The sequence below is a fragment of the Halomonas sp. I1 genome, assembly GCF_032334135.1.
GTDB lineage: Bacteria > Pseudomonadota > Gammaproteobacteria > Pseudomonadales > Halomonadaceae > Halomonas.
The window spans coordinates 76,068-91,294 of record NZ_JAVXUS010000014.1 but is presented as its reverse complement, the minus strand read 5'-3'; the positions used below and the strand labels follow the sequence as shown (position 1 = coordinate 91,294).

Annotated in this window: 22 protein-coding genes and 1 tRNA gene; all 23 read left to right on the top strand. The window is 59.5% G+C overall.

Going from position 1 to position 15,227, the window contains the following annotated elements; translation table 11 throughout:
- The first annotated feature begins 189 nt into the window (after positions 1 to 189).
- The 23 genes from RSO41_RS14210 to RSO41_RS14105 all read left to right on the top strand — a co-directional run bounded on the left by RSO41_RS14210 (position 190) and on the right by RSO41_RS14105 (position 15,207).
- Positions 190 to 1,146 (top strand): ABC transporter ATP-binding protein, encoded by a 957-nt coding sequence (locus RSO41_RS14210; protein WP_315619805.1) that lies wholly within the window; start codon positions 190 to 192, stop codon positions 1,144 to 1,146.
- Complete coding sequence (locus RSO41_RS14205; protein WP_275289334.1) at positions 1,143 to 1,916, top strand: ABC transporter permease; 774 nt, start codon at positions 1,143 to 1,145, stop codon at positions 1,914 to 1,916. The genes RSO41_RS14210 and RSO41_RS14205 overlap by 4 nt, the downstream gene beginning before the upstream one ends.
- Positions 1,916 to 2,749, top strand: coding sequence for an NADPH-dependent 7-cyano-7-deazaguanine reductase QueF (queF, locus tag RSO41_RS14200; RefSeq protein ID WP_315619804.1), 834 nt, complete (start codon positions 1,916 to 1,918; stop codon positions 2,747 to 2,749). The genes RSO41_RS14205 and queF overlap by 1 nt, the downstream gene beginning before the upstream one ends.
- A 96-nt stretch (positions 2,750 to 2,845) precedes the next feature.
- Positions 2,846 to 3,406: a nitroreductase family protein gene (locus RSO41_RS14195; protein ID WP_315619803.1), complete on the top strand. Its 561-nt coding sequence runs from the start codon at positions 2,846 to 2,848 to the stop codon at positions 3,404 to 3,406.
- Positions 3,406 to 3,918: a YiiD C-terminal domain-containing protein gene (locus RSO41_RS14190; protein ID WP_315619808.1), complete on the top strand. Its 513-nt coding sequence runs from the start codon at positions 3,406 to 3,408 to the stop codon at positions 3,916 to 3,918. The genes RSO41_RS14195 and RSO41_RS14190 overlap by 1 nt, the downstream gene beginning before the upstream one ends.
- 137 nt (positions 3,919 to 4,055) lie before the next feature.
- A tRNA-Ser gene (locus RSO41_RS14185) sits at positions 4,056 to 4,143 on the top strand.
- Between the two features lie 141 nt (positions 4,144 to 4,284).
- On the top strand, positions 4,285 to 5,523 hold the full coding sequence (locus RSO41_RS14180) for a tyrosine-type recombinase/integrase (RefSeq protein ID WP_315619802.1): 1,239 nt from the start codon (positions 4,285 to 4,287) through the stop codon (positions 5,521 to 5,523).
- Between the two features lie 107 nt (positions 5,524 to 5,630).
- Positions 5,631 to 5,936, top strand: a complete 306-nt coding sequence (locus RSO41_RS14175) for a hypothetical protein (protein WP_315619801.1) — start codon at positions 5,631 to 5,633, stop codon at positions 5,934 to 5,936.
- Positions 5,914 to 6,678 carry a hypothetical protein gene (locus RSO41_RS14170; protein WP_315619800.1) on the top strand — a complete coding sequence of 255 codons (765 nt, stop codon included), beginning with the start codon at positions 5,914 to 5,916 and terminating at the stop codon, positions 6,676 to 6,678. The genes RSO41_RS14175 and RSO41_RS14170 overlap by 23 nt, the downstream gene beginning before the upstream one ends.
- 385 nt (positions 6,679 to 7,063) lie before the next feature.
- Entirely contained in the window at positions 7,064 to 7,315 is a 252-nt protein-coding gene (locus tag RSO41_RS18515) for a helix-turn-helix domain-containing protein (RefSeq protein ID WP_410000338.1), read from the top strand.
- Complete coding sequence (locus RSO41_RS14165; RefSeq protein WP_315619799.1) at positions 7,315 to 7,980, top strand: KilA-N domain-containing protein; 666 nt, start codon at positions 7,315 to 7,317, stop codon at positions 7,978 to 7,980. Before RSO41_RS18515 ends, RSO41_RS14165 begins: the two co-directional genes overlap by 1 nt.
- Positions 7,981 to 8,434: 454 nt before the next feature.
- Positions 8,435 to 8,641 carry a hypothetical protein gene (locus RSO41_RS14160; protein WP_315619798.1) on the top strand — a complete coding sequence of 69 codons (207 nt, stop codon included), beginning with the start codon at positions 8,435 to 8,437 and terminating at the stop codon, positions 8,639 to 8,641.
- Positions 8,638 to 8,883 (top strand): hypothetical protein, encoded by a 246-nt coding sequence (locus RSO41_RS14155; protein WP_315619797.1) that lies wholly within the window; start codon positions 8,638 to 8,640, stop codon positions 8,881 to 8,883. The genes RSO41_RS14160 and RSO41_RS14155 overlap by 4 nt, the downstream gene beginning before the upstream one ends.
- Entirely contained in the window at positions 8,880 to 9,143 is a 264-nt protein-coding gene (locus tag RSO41_RS14150) for a hypothetical protein (RefSeq protein ID WP_315619796.1), read from the top strand. Before RSO41_RS14155 ends, RSO41_RS14150 begins: the two co-directional genes overlap by 4 nt.
- Positions 9,136 to 9,303, top strand: coding sequence for a hypothetical protein (locus RSO41_RS14145; RefSeq protein ID WP_315619795.1), 168 nt, complete (start codon positions 9,136 to 9,138; stop codon positions 9,301 to 9,303). The genes RSO41_RS14150 and RSO41_RS14145 overlap by 8 nt, the downstream gene beginning before the upstream one ends.
- Before the next feature lie 28 nt (positions 9,304 to 9,331).
- Complete coding sequence (locus RSO41_RS14140) at positions 9,332 to 9,718, top strand: helix-turn-helix domain-containing protein (protein ID WP_315619794.1); 387 nt, start codon at positions 9,332 to 9,334, stop codon at positions 9,716 to 9,718.
- Positions 9,719 to 9,968: 250 nt separating this feature from the next.
- A complete protein-coding gene (locus tag RSO41_RS14135) occupies positions 9,969 to 10,334 on the top strand; it encodes a hypothetical protein (protein ID WP_315619793.1) in 366 nt (121 codons plus the stop codon).
- A gap of 60 nt (positions 10,335 to 10,394) precedes the next feature.
- Positions 10,395 to 10,871, top strand: a complete 477-nt coding sequence (locus RSO41_RS14130) for a hypothetical protein (protein WP_315619792.1) — start codon at positions 10,395 to 10,397, stop codon at positions 10,869 to 10,871.
- A gap of 169 nt (positions 10,872 to 11,040) precedes the next feature.
- Positions 11,041 to 11,670, top strand: coding sequence for a type VI secretion system-associated protein TagO (locus RSO41_RS14125; RefSeq protein WP_315619791.1), 630 nt, complete (start codon positions 11,041 to 11,043; stop codon positions 11,668 to 11,670).
- 438 nt (positions 11,671 to 12,108) lie between these two features.
- Entirely contained in the window at positions 12,109 to 12,288 is a 180-nt protein-coding gene (locus tag RSO41_RS14120) for a hypothetical protein (RefSeq protein WP_315619790.1), read from the top strand.
- On the top strand, positions 12,285 to 12,863 hold the full coding sequence (locus RSO41_RS14115) for a hypothetical protein (RefSeq protein WP_315619789.1): 579 nt from the start codon (positions 12,285 to 12,287) through the stop codon (positions 12,861 to 12,863). Before RSO41_RS14120 ends, RSO41_RS14115 begins: the two co-directional genes overlap by 4 nt.
- A 37-nt stretch (positions 12,864 to 12,900) precedes the next feature.
- Positions 12,901 to 13,128 carry a hypothetical protein gene (locus RSO41_RS14110; protein WP_315619788.1) on the top strand — a complete coding sequence of 76 codons (228 nt, stop codon included), beginning with the start codon at positions 12,901 to 12,903 and terminating at the stop codon, positions 13,126 to 13,128.
- 9 nt (positions 13,129 to 13,137) lie between these two features.
- Positions 13,138 to 15,207, top strand: coding sequence for a hypothetical protein (locus tag RSO41_RS14105; protein WP_315619787.1), 2,070 nt, complete (start codon positions 13,138 to 13,140; stop codon positions 15,205 to 15,207).
- Positions 15,208 to 15,227: the final 20 nt, after the last annotated feature.

The following is a 15,227-nucleotide window of genomic DNA, read 5'->3' as shown; positions in this document are numbered from 1 at the left end:
GAGCTTCGAGCTTCGAGCTTCGAGCTTCGAGCTTCGAGCTTCGAGCTTCGAGCTTCGAGCTTCGAGCTTCGAGCTTCCGTCAGTGATATGGTTCGCGGGCTACTTGAATCCATCGGGGTGTGCCCCAATGTCTTCGCACCTTGGTGTTATCCATCCAGGTGTTATCCACCCAGCTTCGAAGGATCGCTCATGGCCGAACCGGCGCTGTCCATCCGTGGCCTGACCAAGGTCTACGGCAATGGCTTTCAGGCCCTCAAGGGCATCGACCTCGACGTTGCCCAGGGGGATTTCTATGCCCTGTTGGGCCCCAATGGCGCGGGCAAGTCAACCACCCTGGGGGTGGTCTGCTCGCTGGTGCAGAAGACCGACGGCAAGGTGTCGATCTTCGGCATCGATATCGATACCGATTTCGCCCGGGCCAAGTACCACCTCGGCGTGGTGCCCCAGGAATTCAACTTCAACCAGTTCGAGAAGGTCATCGACATCATCCTGGCCCAGGCCGGGTACTACGGCATGTCGCGGCGCGAGGCACTGCCCCGGGCCGAGCAGTTGCTGCGTGACCTGGGCCTGTGGGACAAGCGCAACGGCAGCGCGCGGATGCTGTCCGGCGGCATGAAGCGACGCCTGATGATCGCCCGTGCCCTGATGCACCGTCCCAGGTTGCTGATCCTCGATGAGCCGACGGCCGGCGTGGATATCGAGTTGCGGCGCAGCATGTGGGAGTACATGCGACATATCAACGAGGTGGAAGGGACGACCATCATCCTGACCACCCACTATCTGGAAGAAGCCGAGAGCCTGTGTCGCCATGTCGGCATCATCAACCACGGGCGTATCGTCCGCGACACCAGCGTGCGCGACCTGCTCGCCGAGCTGAATACCGAGACCTTCCTGTTCGACCTGGCCCACCCGGTCGAAGAGGCGCCGCATATCGATGGCTTCGAGGTCCGCCAGGTGGATGGCGCCCAGCTCTCGGTGATGGTGCATCGCGGTCAGCGGCTCAACGACGTCTTCGAGGCATTGGGGGAGCAGGGCATCGAGGTGATGTCGATGCGCAATCGAGCCAACCGGCTGGAGGAGATGTTCGTCTCCATGGTGGAGGAAGGCCAGGGCGCCACTGATCAGGACACGGAGGTACGCGGATGAATGCCACACAGACCGCCATTGCGCTATGGACCCTGGTGATCAAGGAGATCAAGCGATTCACGCGGATCTGGCCGCAGACGCTGCTGCCGCCGTCGATCACCATGGCGATGTATTTCATCATCTTCGGCAACCTGATCGGCTCGCGCATCGGCGAGATGGACGGCTACACCTACATGGACTTCATCGTCCCGGGCCTGATCATGATGTCGGTGATCACCAACAGCTACTCCAACGTGGCTTCCAGTTTCTTCTCCAACAAGTTCCAGCGCAGCGTGGAGGAGATGATGGTCTCGCCGATGCCCAACTGGGTGATTCTCGCGGGCTTCATCCTCGGTGGCATGGCGCGGGGGCTCGGGGTCGGCATCATCGTCACCGTCGTGTCGCTGTTCTTCACGCGTCTCGAGGTGGCGCATCCGCTGCTGACCGTCGGCGTGGTGGTGCTCACCGCGGCGCTGTTCGCCACGGGCGGCTTCATCAACGCCCTGCTGGGCAAGAAGTTCGACGACATCTCCATCGTGCCGACCTTCGTGCTGACGCCGCTGACCTACCTCGGCGGGGTGTTCTACTCGATCTCGCTGCTGCCGGCCTTCTGGCAGGGCGCCTCGATGCTCAACCCCATTCTCTACATGGTCAACGTCTTCCGTTACGGCTTTCTCGGCGTTTCCGACATTCCGGTGGGCTGGGCATTGGCCGCCATCCTCGGTTTCATCGTGGCGCTGTTCGCCGTGGCGTTGTGGATGCTGGAGAATGGCAAGGGGATCCGCAGCTGATGAACGACCGTCCCGATTCTCTGGCCGATGCGCCCCTGGGGCGCGAGTCCGCCTATCCCGAACAGTATGATGCCGGCCTGCTCTATCCCATCGAGCGGGCCGTCAATCGTGCGCCGCTGGGCATCGAAGAGGGCACCTTGCCGTTCGTCGGCGAGGACGAGTGGCATGCCTTCGAGCTGTCGTGGCTCAACGCCCGGGGCAAGCCGATCGTCGCCGTGGCACGCTTTCGGCTGCCGGCGACGTCGCCGCGACTGATCGAGTCAAAGTCCTGGAAGCTCTATCTCAATGGCTTCAACCAGAGCCGCTTCGACTCGACCGAGCAGGTGATTCGGGTCCTGGAACACGATCTCTCCGAGGCGGCCGGGGCGCCGGTCGGGGTCGAAATCTTCGGCGTGGATGATTCGGCGCTGACGCCACGTGCCCTGCCCGGAGAGAGTATCGACGACCTGGATATCGAGATTTCTGACTATACCCCCAGTGCCGAGCATCTGGCGGTGGGGGTAGAGATCGTCGAGGAGACCCTGCACTCGCACCTGCTCAAGTCGAACTGTCCGGTGACTGGCCAGCCCGACTGGGGCAGCGTGATGATTCGCTATCGGGGCCCGAAACTGGATCGCGAGGGGCTGCTGCGTTACCTGGTCGGCTATCGCCAGCACCAGGACTTCCACGAGCACTGCGTCGAGCACATCTTCACCGACCTGATGGCGAAGGCCGGCCCCGAGCGGTTGCTGGTCCTGGCTCGCTATGTGCGCCGCGGCGGGCTCGATATCAGCCCCTGGCGCGCCACGCCGGGCGAACGGCCGCCATCGCCGTTGCGTCTGGCCCGACAGTGATCCTGGATTCAAGATACAAGGCGCGAGTCGAACTGGTAGAGTGTCGAGAATTCTTCTCGTTGCTGGCCGCTTTTTCGAATAGGTAAGGATCGCGTGATGGACGCAATGACGCTGCTGCACGAACGTGGCTCCATGGGCAAACTGACGGGGCCGGCGCCCTCGGCCGAACAACTCGAGGCCCTGTATCGGGCCGCGCTGCGGGCCCCGGACCACAAGGAACTGCGGCCCTGGCGCTTCGTGGAGTTCTCCGGTGCCGGGCTCGAGCGGCTCGGCGAGCTGTTTGCCGAGGCCGAGTTCCGTGAAGATCCGCATACCGATGACGCGGTCCTGAACGCCGCGCGCAAGAAACCCCTGCGCGCACCGATGATCATCGCCGTGATCGCCCGCGTCACGCCCGACGAGCCGAAAGTGCCACGCGTGGAGCAGGTGCTCTCCGCCGGTTGTGCCGCTCATGGCCTGCTGCTGGCCGCCCACGCCCAGGGCCTCGGCGCCATGTGGCGCACCGGTCGATACGCCTTCGATCCCACCGTGCGCAAGGGGCTCGGGCTCGACGAACAGGACGAGCTGGTCGGCTTCATCTACCTGGGGCAACTGGGTGGCCGACATCGCCCCCTGCCCGAACACGATCCGGCCGACTTCGTGGAGCGCTGGTCGTGATGGAGCGCAACATCGGCATCGCCCACCCACGCCTGCCGCTGCCCGAGCGGGGCGGGGAGGACGCCCCGGCGGTCTTCCTCGACTGGCTCTTCCAGGCGATACCGCTGGCGGGCCGGCTGGGCATCCAGAGCATGGCGCGTGACGACGATACCCTGACCTGGCAGCTGGCGCTGACGCCCAGCCTGAACGACAAGGGCACCGGTTTCGGCGGCGCCCTGGCGGCCCAGACCACGCTGCTGGGCTGGTGCTGGGCCACGCTCTGGCTGCGTCGTCACGGGTACGACCGAGACGTGGTGGTGGCCGAGTCGCAGCAACGCTTTCTCGCCCCGGTGACCGGCGACTACCGGCTGACGTGCACGCCCCAGGCCGAGAAGGGCAGCGCCCGCCTCGCCGAGAGCATGGAACGCCGGGGCAAGGGGCGCATCGCCCTCATTCAGCGGCTGTGGTGCGGCGACACCCTCTGCCTCGAGGCCCAGGGCGACTACGCCGTGCTGCCCGAGCGGCACGGCTGACATCGGAGCCGCCCGAAAATCCGAAAACCGGCTTGCATTCGCGGACTTAAGTCGCTAGTATACGCGCCGTCCTTGAGAGAAAGAGGGCGCAGTTCTCGGGCGTCGCGCCACAGTGCCGAATTCGAGAATGACAATGCGGAGGGGTGTCCGAGTGGTCGAAGGAGCACGCCTGGAAAGTGTGTAAGTCGAAAGGCTTCGAGGGTTCGAATCCCTCCCCCTCCGCCAGAACACCTGATCAAGCCGCCCTCCGAGGCGGCTTTTTCGTGTCTGAGCCCCGTCATTGCTGGTTTTTCTTGCGACATGGGGTGACAGCTACTAACATCCAATGACAGCTTTTTTTGTTGGTTCTGTTGTTGGGCCTGCCTCATGCCAAAAGTAGCGAAGACGCTTACCCCGCTGGAGGTTAAGCACCTGAAAGATCCAGGGTTCTACGCCGTGGGCGGCGTGTCGGGCTTGCATCTCAGGATCAAAGACACTGGGGCTCGTTCCTGGATCTTGCGCACACTGGTGGGTGGCAAGCGGAGAGACATCGGGCTGGGTGGTGCGTCTGGCATCTCGCTCAAACAAGCCCGAGAGCTAGCCGCTGACATGAAGCAGCGCATTAAGGATGAGGGTATCGATCCTGTCCTAGAAAGAGCCTCCCGCCGAAGCTCTCTGATCGCTGCCCAGGCCAAGGCCGTCACCTTTGAAGACTGCGCCAAGCGGGTTATCGCGAAGAAGCAAGCCGAAGCCGGCAACCCCAAGCACGCCAAGCAATGGGCATCCACTCTCGAAACCTACGCCTATCCGGTGCTGGGCAAGATGGCCGTGGGAGACATTGAGCTGGCGCATATCGTGGAAGTGCTCGAGCCGTACTGGGCCGAAAAGACGGAAACCATGACCCGAGTGCGCCAACGCATCGAGGCGGTGCTGGCCTATGCGATCACGCATGGATACCGAGAGACGGCAAATCCAGCCGTCTGGAAGGGCTGTTTGGATAACGTGCTGCCTTCCCCATCGAAGATCACCAAGGTCGAGCATCACCGTGCCCTCAAGATTGATGCCATGCATGATTTTATGGCCGATCTGCGCCAGCGCCAGGGCAATGCCGCCCTCTGCCTTGAGTTCACCATCCTGACCGCTACACGTTCCGGAGAGGCCCGTGGCGCCCGGTGGGATGAAATCGACCTTGAGGGCCAACTGTGGACGATCCCGGCTGGCCGGATGAAGGCAGGTAAGGAACACCGAGTTCCACTCTCTGATGCGGCCGTAAAGCTGCTGAAGAAGATGCCGAGAGAGGGCAGCTTGGTCTTCCCAGCGACTCGAGGGGGCAAGATGTCCGACGCGGCCATGAGCGCTTTGCTCAAGCGCATGGGAGTGAATGCCACCGTCCACGGATTCCGCTCGACGTTCCGCGATTGGGTGGCCGAGCGCACCAGCACCCCGAATCAGATCGCCGAGATGGCACTGGCGCATGTTGTGCAGGGCGTAGAGGGTGCTTATCGACGCGGCGACCTGCTAGCCAAGCGTGCCCGGCTCATGGAGCAGTGGGCTAAGCATATCGATACCAAGCCGGCCAAGGCCGGAGCAGCAACACCAATCCGAGACAACCACGCGGCCACGTAGCAACGAAGGCCGTGGATAGTTTGGCTGGCCTAGGGTAGCTCCCGAACGTGCGGCAACTCCATCGCACTGGCCGGCCTCCTTACACGGAGAGGCGCGAGGAGTAGCGCATGTCGTTAGAGGATGTGATTGCCCAGCGTTATCAGGACTATATCACTATTGAGGAGGTAGTGAAGCTGATAGCCAAAGAGTATGAATGCTCAGAAGAGGATGCTTTGATGGTTCTGTCAGATGCCATAAGAAGTAACTCTTCTCGGGATTTTCATGGTGATTTGGTTTGTGATCTATCTATCTATAAAGGGGAAAAATTAGGCCCAAAGCTGACAGACAGTCTTGAAAAGCCTGAGATACTAAAAAATCTTAGCAAAGAAAATATTTCGGCTCAGGAGGGGGTTGGCTTTGATTTACCATTCTGACTACCAAGATTACCTTTTTAATCGTAGCGAGGTGGCTGCCCTTCTGGAATCGGCGGGCTACCCTCTTCAAGCCTTGTCGAAAGACCAAGGTAAGAGGGAGGGGGAACCGCCAGAGTGGATGCGGATATATGCTGCAAAGAGCGCTTTGCGTGTGCATGAAGCAGCTTGGGTTATCAATGGAAAAGAACCCCCAGAATCGTGTCCTAGAAGTACCGTATATGACTTGAATATTCGTCGCACTCTTCAGGCCATTGTTGATTCGGTAAAGTTGGGTGATATAGAAACTAAGAATACTGATTGGCATATCGATGAAGAACCACAAACCTGGTTGGTGAGTCACCAATCGGTTATCGATTGGTGTGGCAGTGTGGGATACGAATGGCCTCTATCTCAGTTTATGAAGCCGCCACAAGTGGAAGGTGAGACGAGCATTGCCTCGCCACAGCACGTTAACCACCAAGATAAAGATAGGCTCCACGAGGAGATTGCCACGCTGCGTCAAGAAGTGGCGGAGCTTCGCGCTACAGTTGAGGAGCTAAGAAAATCCGTACCTCTGCACCCTGGTAGTCTAATGGGTATGGCCATCCAAGCTCAACATAGATATTGGGGGAATCCTGAAGAGAGTCGCCCGAAATCCGAGGTTATTATTCAAGAGTTAAGAAAAGAGTACGGCATTACAGGGGCCCAGGCTTCGGCGGTAGATAAAGTCGCTTGCCCGATAAACAGAAATAAAGGAAGTTAGGATGGGTTTTCACTCTAAGGGTTGTGAACCGCTCTATCATGCGGTTTGTGGCCCACCTTCAGAGTCTCTAAGCCACCCTGAGGGTGGGTACCCTGAACCTTCATAGTCTTGCTATAAGGGTTAGCTAATCGCCCACGATGCCTCATGTGAAATGCGAAGACATGAGGTGTAACGCGATGGCAGCTCCTACCCCAACTCCCCAAGACGAAGTCTTTGCCCAAGTGGATCAACTGGCGGCACGCTATGGTGTTGTTCGTAGAACTATTTGGCGCTGGGGAGAAAACCCTAAAAATGACTTTCCCGCCCCGGTAAAGCTCAGCGCAAATTGTACTCGTTGGCGCTGGGCCGATATTGCAGCTTGGGAAGCTAGCCGGGAGGTGGCCTGATGAAGATCACCGACACTAGTGCTAGCTCTCAACGTGCCCGCATTCTTGCTCGATTGCGAGAGGCCCCTGCCACGACTCTGGAGCTGATGCAGGAACTTAACATCCTGCGTCCAGGCGCCCGTATCAGCGAGCTGCGCGATGAAGGCCACTCCATCGCCACTCACTTGCAAGACGTTATTGATCCGTGGGGACGGAAGCATAGTCGAGTCGCGCTTTATTATTTGCCGACAGACGACGGGAGGGCAGCCTAATGCAATCACGTAAAGCGACTGTCGTTCCGTTGGAGTATCAAGGCCAGGCGGTACGATTCAACACGCTGGGCTGGATCAATGCCACCGAAGCTGCACGACGCTTTGGAAAGCGCCCTCATGATTGGTTGAGGCTTCCAGATACCATCAAGTACATCCAGGCTCTCGAACGTACATGCGGGAAAATCCCGTATGTAAAAACGAGTCGCACCAGGCAGGATCGTGGCGGTGGCACCTGGATTCATCCCGACCTGGCTGTGCTATTTGCCCGCTGGCTGTCGGTCGATTTTGCTGTGTGGTGCGATCAGCAGATCAAGCGCCTGATCTATGGCAATCAAGACGACTGGCAAGAGCTGCGAGACTCCGCCGCTATCGGCTATCGAGGCATGTGTGACGCGCTCAATATGAGCCGCCAGGCCCAGGGTAAAGAGTCGAAGCGTCACCACTTCATGAACGAGGCCAAGTTGATCAATGGCGTGCTGTTCGGCCAGTTCACGGGTGTCGATCGTGATGCCCTGACGCCGAGCGAATTGCGGCTGGTGGCCATGGTCGAGCAGCGCGACACCTTCCTGATGGGGCAGGGGCTGAGCTACCAGGAGCGAAAGGAAAAGCTCACCGAGTATGTCGAACAGTCACTGAGGCCGCGCCTCGAGGAAGGTGCTGCATGATGTTGACCTCCCTCAGTGCCCCCGGCTATTATCCAAGTGCTGGCGCAAAATCGTCAGCCGATCTTGGCGGATCGAATTCAGAAAGGCGCATAAGCGCCCCTCTCATAGCAGGCGCTTTTTTTGTGCCCGCTATGCGCTATGGCGGCTGTGCGCGAGATGCCTTCGGGCATGCCGGTGTCCTTTCTGGCCGGTCCGCCAACTTGCGTACAGTCGCCCCCATCCGATGCTTGGCGGCATCCGGGGACGACTCCAAACAGAAAGGAGCGTCACCAATGGCCAACTTGCGCCTATCCCCCTTCAGCACTCTGTCTGCACGCGCCAGCGCCCATCGCGCCATGGCTCGCGCCGCTCTGTTCTCCGACTCCAGCGCCCGTGTTCGGCTCCGCCGATACAACCGGCATATGGACAAGGCTCGCGCCTTTGAAGCCGCTGCACGCGGCGAGGGGGCGGTGTCATGAGCTATTTGCACGCCTCGGAAGACCGCATCGACGCGCATGCCCGTCAAGCCTGGGCGTTGTCCGAGCTTTTGATCGATCACTTCGGTGGTCAGGAAGAGCACAACGTCCTGAGCGACGAGATCATGTCGTGCCTGATGGAAAACCTCTCAGGCCATCTCAAGCGCATTCGTGAGATCAACGCCGGGCAGGAGGTGCAGTCATGAGCCGCATCGACCACGCAAGCATCGAGAACGCCCTGACGGACCACGAGAACGCATTGTGTGCTCTCACCGCCTTGACGCGAGTTCTCGACAATCACCAAGCCGAGCTGGATTACGACGAGGGCCTGACGTTCGACAGCTTCACGATGGGCGGCATCCTCGAAGCGTTGCGCATCACGACTAGCCACCTGGACAACATCGGCCATCGCATTGAGAAGGCGACTCGCCAAGGGGGTGGCCAATGAACCGGCGCGACCTTATCGAGATGGCGGAAGACCACGCCGATCAACTCAGCCTGGCGAGTGAGCTTCTCGGGAATGCTGCGGCCACTTTCAAGGCCGTAGAGTTGATGCTGGCGAACGCCTCTAGGTCTGGCGACATCGAGTATGCCCGTCGTCTTGCCTCTATGGCTTGCGACAAGGCGGAACTGGAAGCCTGCGACTTTCACACCGATCACGTCAGCTTGATCGACAAGATGAAGCGGGAGGGCTCGAGCCATGGATAACCGCATCGATCGAGAACTGGCCCGCCTGAGAGCTGACATCCGCGACGACATCGCTCGAGCCAAGTATCTGGGAAAGGCGAGCGTCGGACTGTGGCTGTTGATGGCCTACGAGGATCGGGTCGAGAAGCTGCTGGAACGACTCGACAAGGCGCGGCGGTGAGCCTATGGCGAGGAAGCGCCGTCCCGATATGAACTGGCAGGGCGGGCACCTGAGCCTGCCCAAACCCCTGATGGAGCATCCCGACTTCCGGGAAGCGTCGCCGAGTGCCATGAAGGTGCTGATGGCGCTGGGGAGCCAATACAACGGGAAGAACAACGGGAACTTGTCTGCCACGGAAACGACGATGCAGCAGTGGGGCGGAATGTCGCACACGACGCTTGCCAAGGCGCTCAAGGAGCTTCAGGAACGCAATCTGATCATCAAGACCAGGACGAATTACAAAGGCCGCTATGGGGCGCGTTGCGCCCTGTATGCCATTACCTGGTTTCGGATCGACCCATGCCCTGGCAAGGATCTCGAGGTGAAGGACACCGATGATGCACCCCGCAAGCTGCGAAAGGCCGGAAGCGGGTGAAGGATCGCCCGCATTCGATTTTTACCGTCTCCATTTTCTGGAGCCTTCCCCTCGATAACGCTCCATTTTTTGGAGCCTTCGGCACCCGAAACAAACGTCTATTGCCAATAAGGCTCCATTTTTTGGAGCGAAACCGGGGTTTTTTGACGTTCTACGGCTCCAATTTCTGGAAGCCCTACTAGTTTACCACCCCCTATGGCCTATTTATGGCAGCTACAACAGGGGTGAATAACGCTTGAGAGGTCGAATCATGAGCAAAGTGGTCGATTTTCGTCAGCACCACAGAGCGGCGTGCGACATCTGCGGCAAGAGCGATGTTGGCGCCAACCACCTGGTGAAGGACGACGACGGCAAATGGATGCCCAACCGGGTGCGTTGCATGCGCTGCGTCGCCAACTTCGGTGATGAGGCTGATGTGCGCGAAGACATAGGCGTCCACGAACTGGGCCACTGCGAGCCCAGCATGGACGACGACACTCACTGGCTGCTGATGGCCCTGATGACCGACATGGTGAAACACCGGGAGCGCACCCAGGACGATGAAGCGGCGAGGCTGGTCGAGAGCCTAGGGAAGATCCTCGAGCGGCACGAGCCATCACCCGAGCCGTCAGCATGAACCTGACCACCATCCTGCACAGAACAGATATACAACAGACGACAGCATGAGGTATCCACCATGACGACGATCACCCGCACCGGCCTTGCCGAAGCCGCCCAGCACGGCTATGGCATTGACCACCTGACGCCTGGACAAGCATGGGCTGCCAATTCGATGGAGTTGTCACCGGAACACTTGGAGCACCCATTGAAAGACGCCATCGCCGATCTGTTGGCCAATATCGAGCACGCGGCACGCCGTCGATTCTACAGCCGTGTAGCGCCACACGAACCCGAGTCGGTCATTCGGCTAGCTTATGACGAGGACCATCCAATGTTCCTGCGAGCGCCGATCCTGGAGAAGATGAGCGAAGGGAAAGAGCGCATCTACTCGAGCATGAAGCCTGCCGGCATCAATGAAGAAGGCTTTCCATCCTACCGATTGGCGGATCTGGCCCAGGTGCTGGGAACGAGTGAAGAAGTGCTGATGGACCACGCCAAAGCGCTGGGGATCACAACTCAGCACCGCACAACTCCACTCCAGCCACTGCACTGATCCTTGCCCGAACCTTGGTGACCGCCAACACCGCAACCGCGCTGAGCTGATGGCATCGCAGCATGCCTTCACTATTCTTCGCCGTAAGGGGGTGTCGGGCACTTCCTACACATCACAGGATTTCAATTTGGCATAATCAAGGGACTACTAAAACTAACGGAGATCACGCATGGGAAAAGTCATTCTGACGATTGTCGCTGGCCTGTTTATCATGGCGGTGATAAATAGCGGCGACCAGGAGCCTACGCAGTCCGCCACAGCGGAGACGAGCGACCAGGCGTCGGGATCAGAAGCGCCGCCCCAGACGGAGAATAAGCCTGATCCGGAGCCGAAGCCGGCGCCACCGCCGCCATCCCCGTGGTCTGTGCATGAGAGCACTTCGGAGATCGATGACAGCAAGTCCGTCTACTTGAGAACCTTCTCTTTGGATACTGTTCCGAATCGCTTCGGAACCGGGGGAGGGAAGGCCCAGATGCTCCTTCGCTGCTTGGAGAACACGACCACCCTACAGCTCAACTTCAATGATCAGTTCATGGCGGACATCCAGTCCTATGGGCGCGTGACCTTCCGACTCGATTCCGACCCAGCGTTCAAAAGGTCGCTACATGAATCGACTAACAACGAATGGCTAGGCCTATGGAGTGGCGGACGATCTATCCCCGTGATCAAGCGGATGTTTGGCCATGAGCAACTGACAGTCCGGGCCACCCCATACAACCAAAGTTCAGTAACGGTCACCTTTCCGATCAGAGACCTGGCAGAAGAGATCAAACCTCTCCGCGAAGCTTGTCACTGGTAATCACACCTCTCCTCCCTCAACACAGAATCCCGCCATCGAGCGGGATTTTTTATGTATGGCGGAGAGGTACTCCGCCTTGAGTGCATTAAATGCGGGCTTTTTTTGGGCAAATTTCACCTAGTGCCAACAAAAGTACCAACAAAAATGTTATAGTTAGGTTGTGATTGAGCCGGCATATCAGAAGGGCACATCGATGATAGAGCGAGCGATAGCGGTGCTGCATACCAGCAAGTGGCCGACATGGGAGGAAGACACTCCGGTACGTCGTGAGCTGGAACGCCTCAAGGAAGACGTGCGCGCTTACCAAGTGGCTGAACTGGCTGGCGGTGCCGTGGCCAGCAAGCGTGCTGCCTATGCCTTGGAGCGGGCCGACCGCATACAAGCCTTTCTCGCTGGCCGTAGAACTGGTGCTGATAAACCTGCACGGAGGTACATGGCATGAGCCAAGCCAGCCCATCCCGCCAACCCCGTGGCCATAACGTATGGCCGACCAAGAAAGAGGTCGCCGGATATTTCGAGCTGCTGCGTGGCGCCGCCAAGCAAGGCGACGTGGACGCTGCCCGGCACCTGATTGACCTGCACGAACGCAACCAACGCCAAGGGGAAACCGCACGATGAGCCAGAAGACTATGACCGCAGCACAGATCGTGACGCGACTGGAAGAGATTGCTCGGGAGCAATCGGAGTTCGATGCACGCGACTTCGATCAAGAGCTTAGCCAGGCCATCGTGAATGGTGGTGATGTGGATGCCCTCGAGGAACAGCACTTGCAAGCCGAGCGCCTCGCTCGACGCTTGCGTGTGGAGCGGCAGGCCCTGGAGGCGCGTCTGCCTGACGCCCAGGTTGAGGAGGCAGTGGCGCAGCTTGGCCCGCTGCGCGAAAGGCATGGTGAGTTGATGGATCAGGCTGGGCAGGCTGCCGCCAAGGCCGGTAAGGCATGGGAGACACTCGAGGCGGCCATCGAGGAGTACCAGAAAGCACGAAGTGAAGCGTTCGAACTCCATCGGCAAGGCACCAAGGTGCTAAGCGAGGCCAAGGCTCATGACGCGGTGGAGGACATGCAGCTTGGCGCCCCTGTATCGCCGCAGCTTCAGGAGGTCGGTGCCGGCATGGTGCAGCACGGCCAGACCGTAAAGGCCGTCTCTGCCCAGGGATTTGGCGGCTATCTGAAAGACAAGCACCAGCTCAAGTGAGGCCGGCATGGACTACCCCTTCGACATAGCCACAGTCATGAAGCACTTGGAAGACCTGGCCTGGATGGCAAGCCCGGATCTCCAAGAGCTTCAGGTGTCGCTTTCCTGCGTGGTGGTCGCCATGGCCAACCTCGACCTGGACAACAAGAAGATGGATGGCGAGGACTACCAACTCATCATGGAGCGCCTGGCCGAACTGGTGCCGACAGATGAAGCGGTAGCCGAAGTCTGGCAGCCAGCGAGTGAAGGCGTAGCCCTGCACTAAGGAGAGATCATGGCAGTTGATGGCGACATCGGCGGAATCAGTTATACGGTCGATGCCAAAACCGAGGCCCTGCTGGAAGCCGAGCGGGACGTAAACCGCAGCACCAAGCGGATGGGGAAGAGCTTCGATCATGTCGATGATCGCTCCTCGCGTGCATCCAGATCCATAAGCCGGCTAACCCCTATCGCTGGGGCGGTGAAGACGGCGGCGCTGGGCGGCGCGGCGGCGCTTGGTGGTTTTTCTGCTGCCCTGCTGGTGGTGGCACGGTCTGCTGCCATTGCTGCGCGTGAACTCAAGAATCAGGCGCGGCTTGCCGGCGTGTCGGTCGAGTCATTCCAGCAACTGGCCTATGCCGGGAAGAGCGTGGGTGTTGAGCAGCAGAAGCTTGCTGACATCTTCAAGGACACTCAGGACAAGGTGGGCGACTTCCTGGCCACGGGTGGTGGTGAGCTGAAGGACTACTTCGAGAACATCGCGCCCCTGGTCGGCCAGACCACCGAGGAGTTTCGAGGGCTATCTGGCCCCCAGGCGCTGATCAAGCTCCAGAAGGGCCTGGATGCCGCCAACCTGTCGATGGAGGAGCAGGTTTTCTACCTCGAGTCGGTGGCCGATGAAGCGTCATTGCTCCAGCCGCTACTCAGGAACAACGCCGAAGGGCTCCACCAGATGGCCAAGGAAGCCCGCGACCTGAATGCCGTTTTGTCTCAGTCCGAGGTGGATCGCCTTACCGAGCTCGCCCAGGGCTTCGACCAACTTGGCCAGCAGATCCGTACCGAGACCTCCCGCGCCATCTTGCAGTTCGATGAGCTGATCAAGGATACACTGGAAAGTGCCAGCGAAGGCCTGACGGCCCTAGCTCGTGGCTTCAATGTCTTCATGGATTCGTTTCGTGGGGACGCGGCCAAGCGCTCGATTGCCGGTATCAATGCTGAGCTGAATGAAGTCTTCGACAACAAGCGTCGCCTCGAGAAGCGGATCGACATGTTCGGCGAGGATTCGCCGCAAGGTCAGCAGGCCGCCGCTGCGCTGCGTGAGGTGAAGGCAGAATATGACGCCCTGATTGCTCGGAAGAAAGAGTTACAAACCACCGGCAGCGGTGTCGCGGTACCGGATGAATTGAATCTGGAGCGGACTAGCCCGCCAGGCAGTCGGTTGCCAGGGCTTGGTGTCGGCCTTGGCGCTGGTGGAAGTGCAGCACGGGAAGAAAAGCAGAGCATCGACGAGCTAGGCCAGGCATATCGCAGCCTGCGCGACGAGCTTCGCCCCCTGGAAGCATCCCAGCGCGAGTACATGCAGGCAAAACTGACCTTGATCAGCTACGCCGTTCGCGAAGGAATGGCCACGACCGAACTGGGCGCCCTGCTCAATGACCTTGAGGACAGCTACCGCAGCACCCGGAGTGTGGCTGAGGCATATGGCACGACCGGCAGCCAGGCCATGGATAAGGTCAACGACGCGACCCAAGATCTTGGCTTTACCTTCCAGTCCGCGTTCGAGAGTGCCGTCCTTGAAGGCAAGGGGCTGCGCGACGTGCTCCAGGGCATCACCGAGGACATCGCCCGAATCACACTACGTAAGACGGTATCCGGCCCCCTTGCCAACGTTATTTCCGGCTCGATCGGAAGCTTCTTCGGCGGCGGCGCTATTCAAGGCGGCTTCACCTCGCTGATCGACACCGGGGCCAGCTTCGCCCAGGGCGGCTACACCGGTGCCGGGGGCAAACACGACATTGCGGGCGTCGTGCATCGCGGCGAGTACGTCATGCCCAAGGAAGTGGTTGAGCAGCCAGGCATGCTCCCGGCGCTTGAGCAGCTCAAGAACACGCGTGGCTATCTCCAGGGTGGTCTGGTGGGTGGCTCGTCATCATCTGCCTCAGCTCTCGGCTCTAACGTCTTCGTCAGCATTCATACCGATAGCGATACCCAAGTGTCGCGGCAAGAATCCCGCCGTCCCGATGGATCGCGTCAACTCGACCTCTATATCACCAGAAAGATCGATCAGCGAATGAAGCAGAACTTTGCCGACGGTTCTATGGATCGCACGATGCAAAAATTCGGCGCCCGCCGGCAGTCCTACTGAACAGAACAGGAAGAGATCTG

Excerpts from the sequence above, each read along its gene's own strand:
- RSO41_RS18515 (WP_410000338.1), top strand. The coding sequence starts at position 7,064 with ATGAAGATCACCGACACTAGTGCTAGCTCTCAACGTGCCCGCATTCTT.
- RSO41_RS14195 (WP_315619803.1), top strand. The coding sequence starts at position 2,846 with ATGGACGCAATGACGCTGCTGCACGAACGTGGCTCCATGGGCAAACTG.
- RSO41_RS14115 (WP_315619789.1), top strand. The coding sequence starts at position 12,285 with ATGAGCCAGAAGACTATGACCGCAGCACAGATCGTGACGCGACTGGAA.
- RSO41_RS14135 (WP_315619793.1), top strand. The coding sequence starts at position 9,969 with ATGAGCAAAGTGGTCGATTTTCGTCAGCACCACAGAGCGGCGTGCGAC.
- RSO41_RS14165 (WP_315619799.1), top strand. The coding sequence starts at position 7,315 with ATGCAATCACGTAAAGCGACTGTCGTTCCGTTGGAGTATCAAGGCCAG.
- RSO41_RS14140 (WP_315619794.1), top strand. The coding sequence starts at position 9,332 with ATGAACTGGCAGGGCGGGCACCTGAGCCTGCCCAAACCCCTGATGGAG.
- RSO41_RS14105 (WP_315619787.1), top strand. The coding sequence starts at position 13,138 with ATGGCAGTTGATGGCGACATCGGCGGAATCAGTTATACGGTCGATGCC.
- RSO41_RS14145 (WP_315619795.1), top strand. The coding sequence starts at position 9,136 with ATGGATAACCGCATCGATCGAGAACTGGCCCGCCTGAGAGCTGACATC.
- RSO41_RS14155 (WP_315619797.1), top strand. The coding sequence starts at position 8,638 with ATGAGCCGCATCGACCACGCAAGCATCGAGAACGCCCTGACGGACCAC.
- RSO41_RS14125 (WP_315619791.1), top strand. The coding sequence starts at position 11,041 with ATGGGAAAAGTCATTCTGACGATTGTCGCTGGCCTGTTTATCATGGCG.
- RSO41_RS14175 (WP_315619801.1), top strand. The coding sequence starts at position 5,631 with ATGTCGTTAGAGGATGTGATTGCCCAGCGTTATCAGGACTATATCACT.
- RSO41_RS14205 (WP_275289334.1), top strand. The coding sequence starts at position 1,143 with ATGAATGCCACACAGACCGCCATTGCGCTATGGACCCTGGTGATCAAG.
- RSO41_RS14180 (WP_315619802.1), top strand. The coding sequence starts at position 4,285 with ATGCCAAAAGTAGCGAAGACGCTTACCCCGCTGGAGGTTAAGCACCTG.
- RSO41_RS14130 (WP_315619792.1), top strand. The coding sequence starts at position 10,395 with ATGACGACGATCACCCGCACCGGCCTTGCCGAAGCCGCCCAGCACGGC.
- RSO41_RS14160 (WP_315619798.1), top strand. The coding sequence starts at position 8,435 with ATGAGCTATTTGCACGCCTCGGAAGACCGCATCGACGCGCATGCCCGT.
- RSO41_RS14110 (WP_315619788.1), top strand. The coding sequence starts at position 12,901 with ATGAAGCACTTGGAAGACCTGGCCTGGATGGCAAGCCCGGATCTCCAA.
- RSO41_RS14210 (WP_315619805.1), top strand. The coding sequence starts at position 190 with ATGGCCGAACCGGCGCTGTCCATCCGTGGCCTGACCAAGGTCTACGGC.
- RSO41_RS14190 (WP_315619808.1), top strand. The coding sequence starts at position 3,406 with ATGGAGCGCAACATCGGCATCGCCCACCCACGCCTGCCGCTGCCCGAG.
- RSO41_RS14120 (WP_315619790.1), top strand. The coding sequence starts at position 12,109 with ATGAGCCAAGCCAGCCCATCCCGCCAACCCCGTGGCCATAACGTATGG.
- queF (WP_315619804.1), top strand. The coding sequence starts at position 1,916 with ATGAACGACCGTCCCGATTCTCTGGCCGATGCGCCCCTGGGGCGCGAG.
- RSO41_RS14150 (WP_315619796.1), top strand. The coding sequence starts at position 8,880 with ATGAACCGGCGCGACCTTATCGAGATGGCGGAAGACCACGCCGATCAA.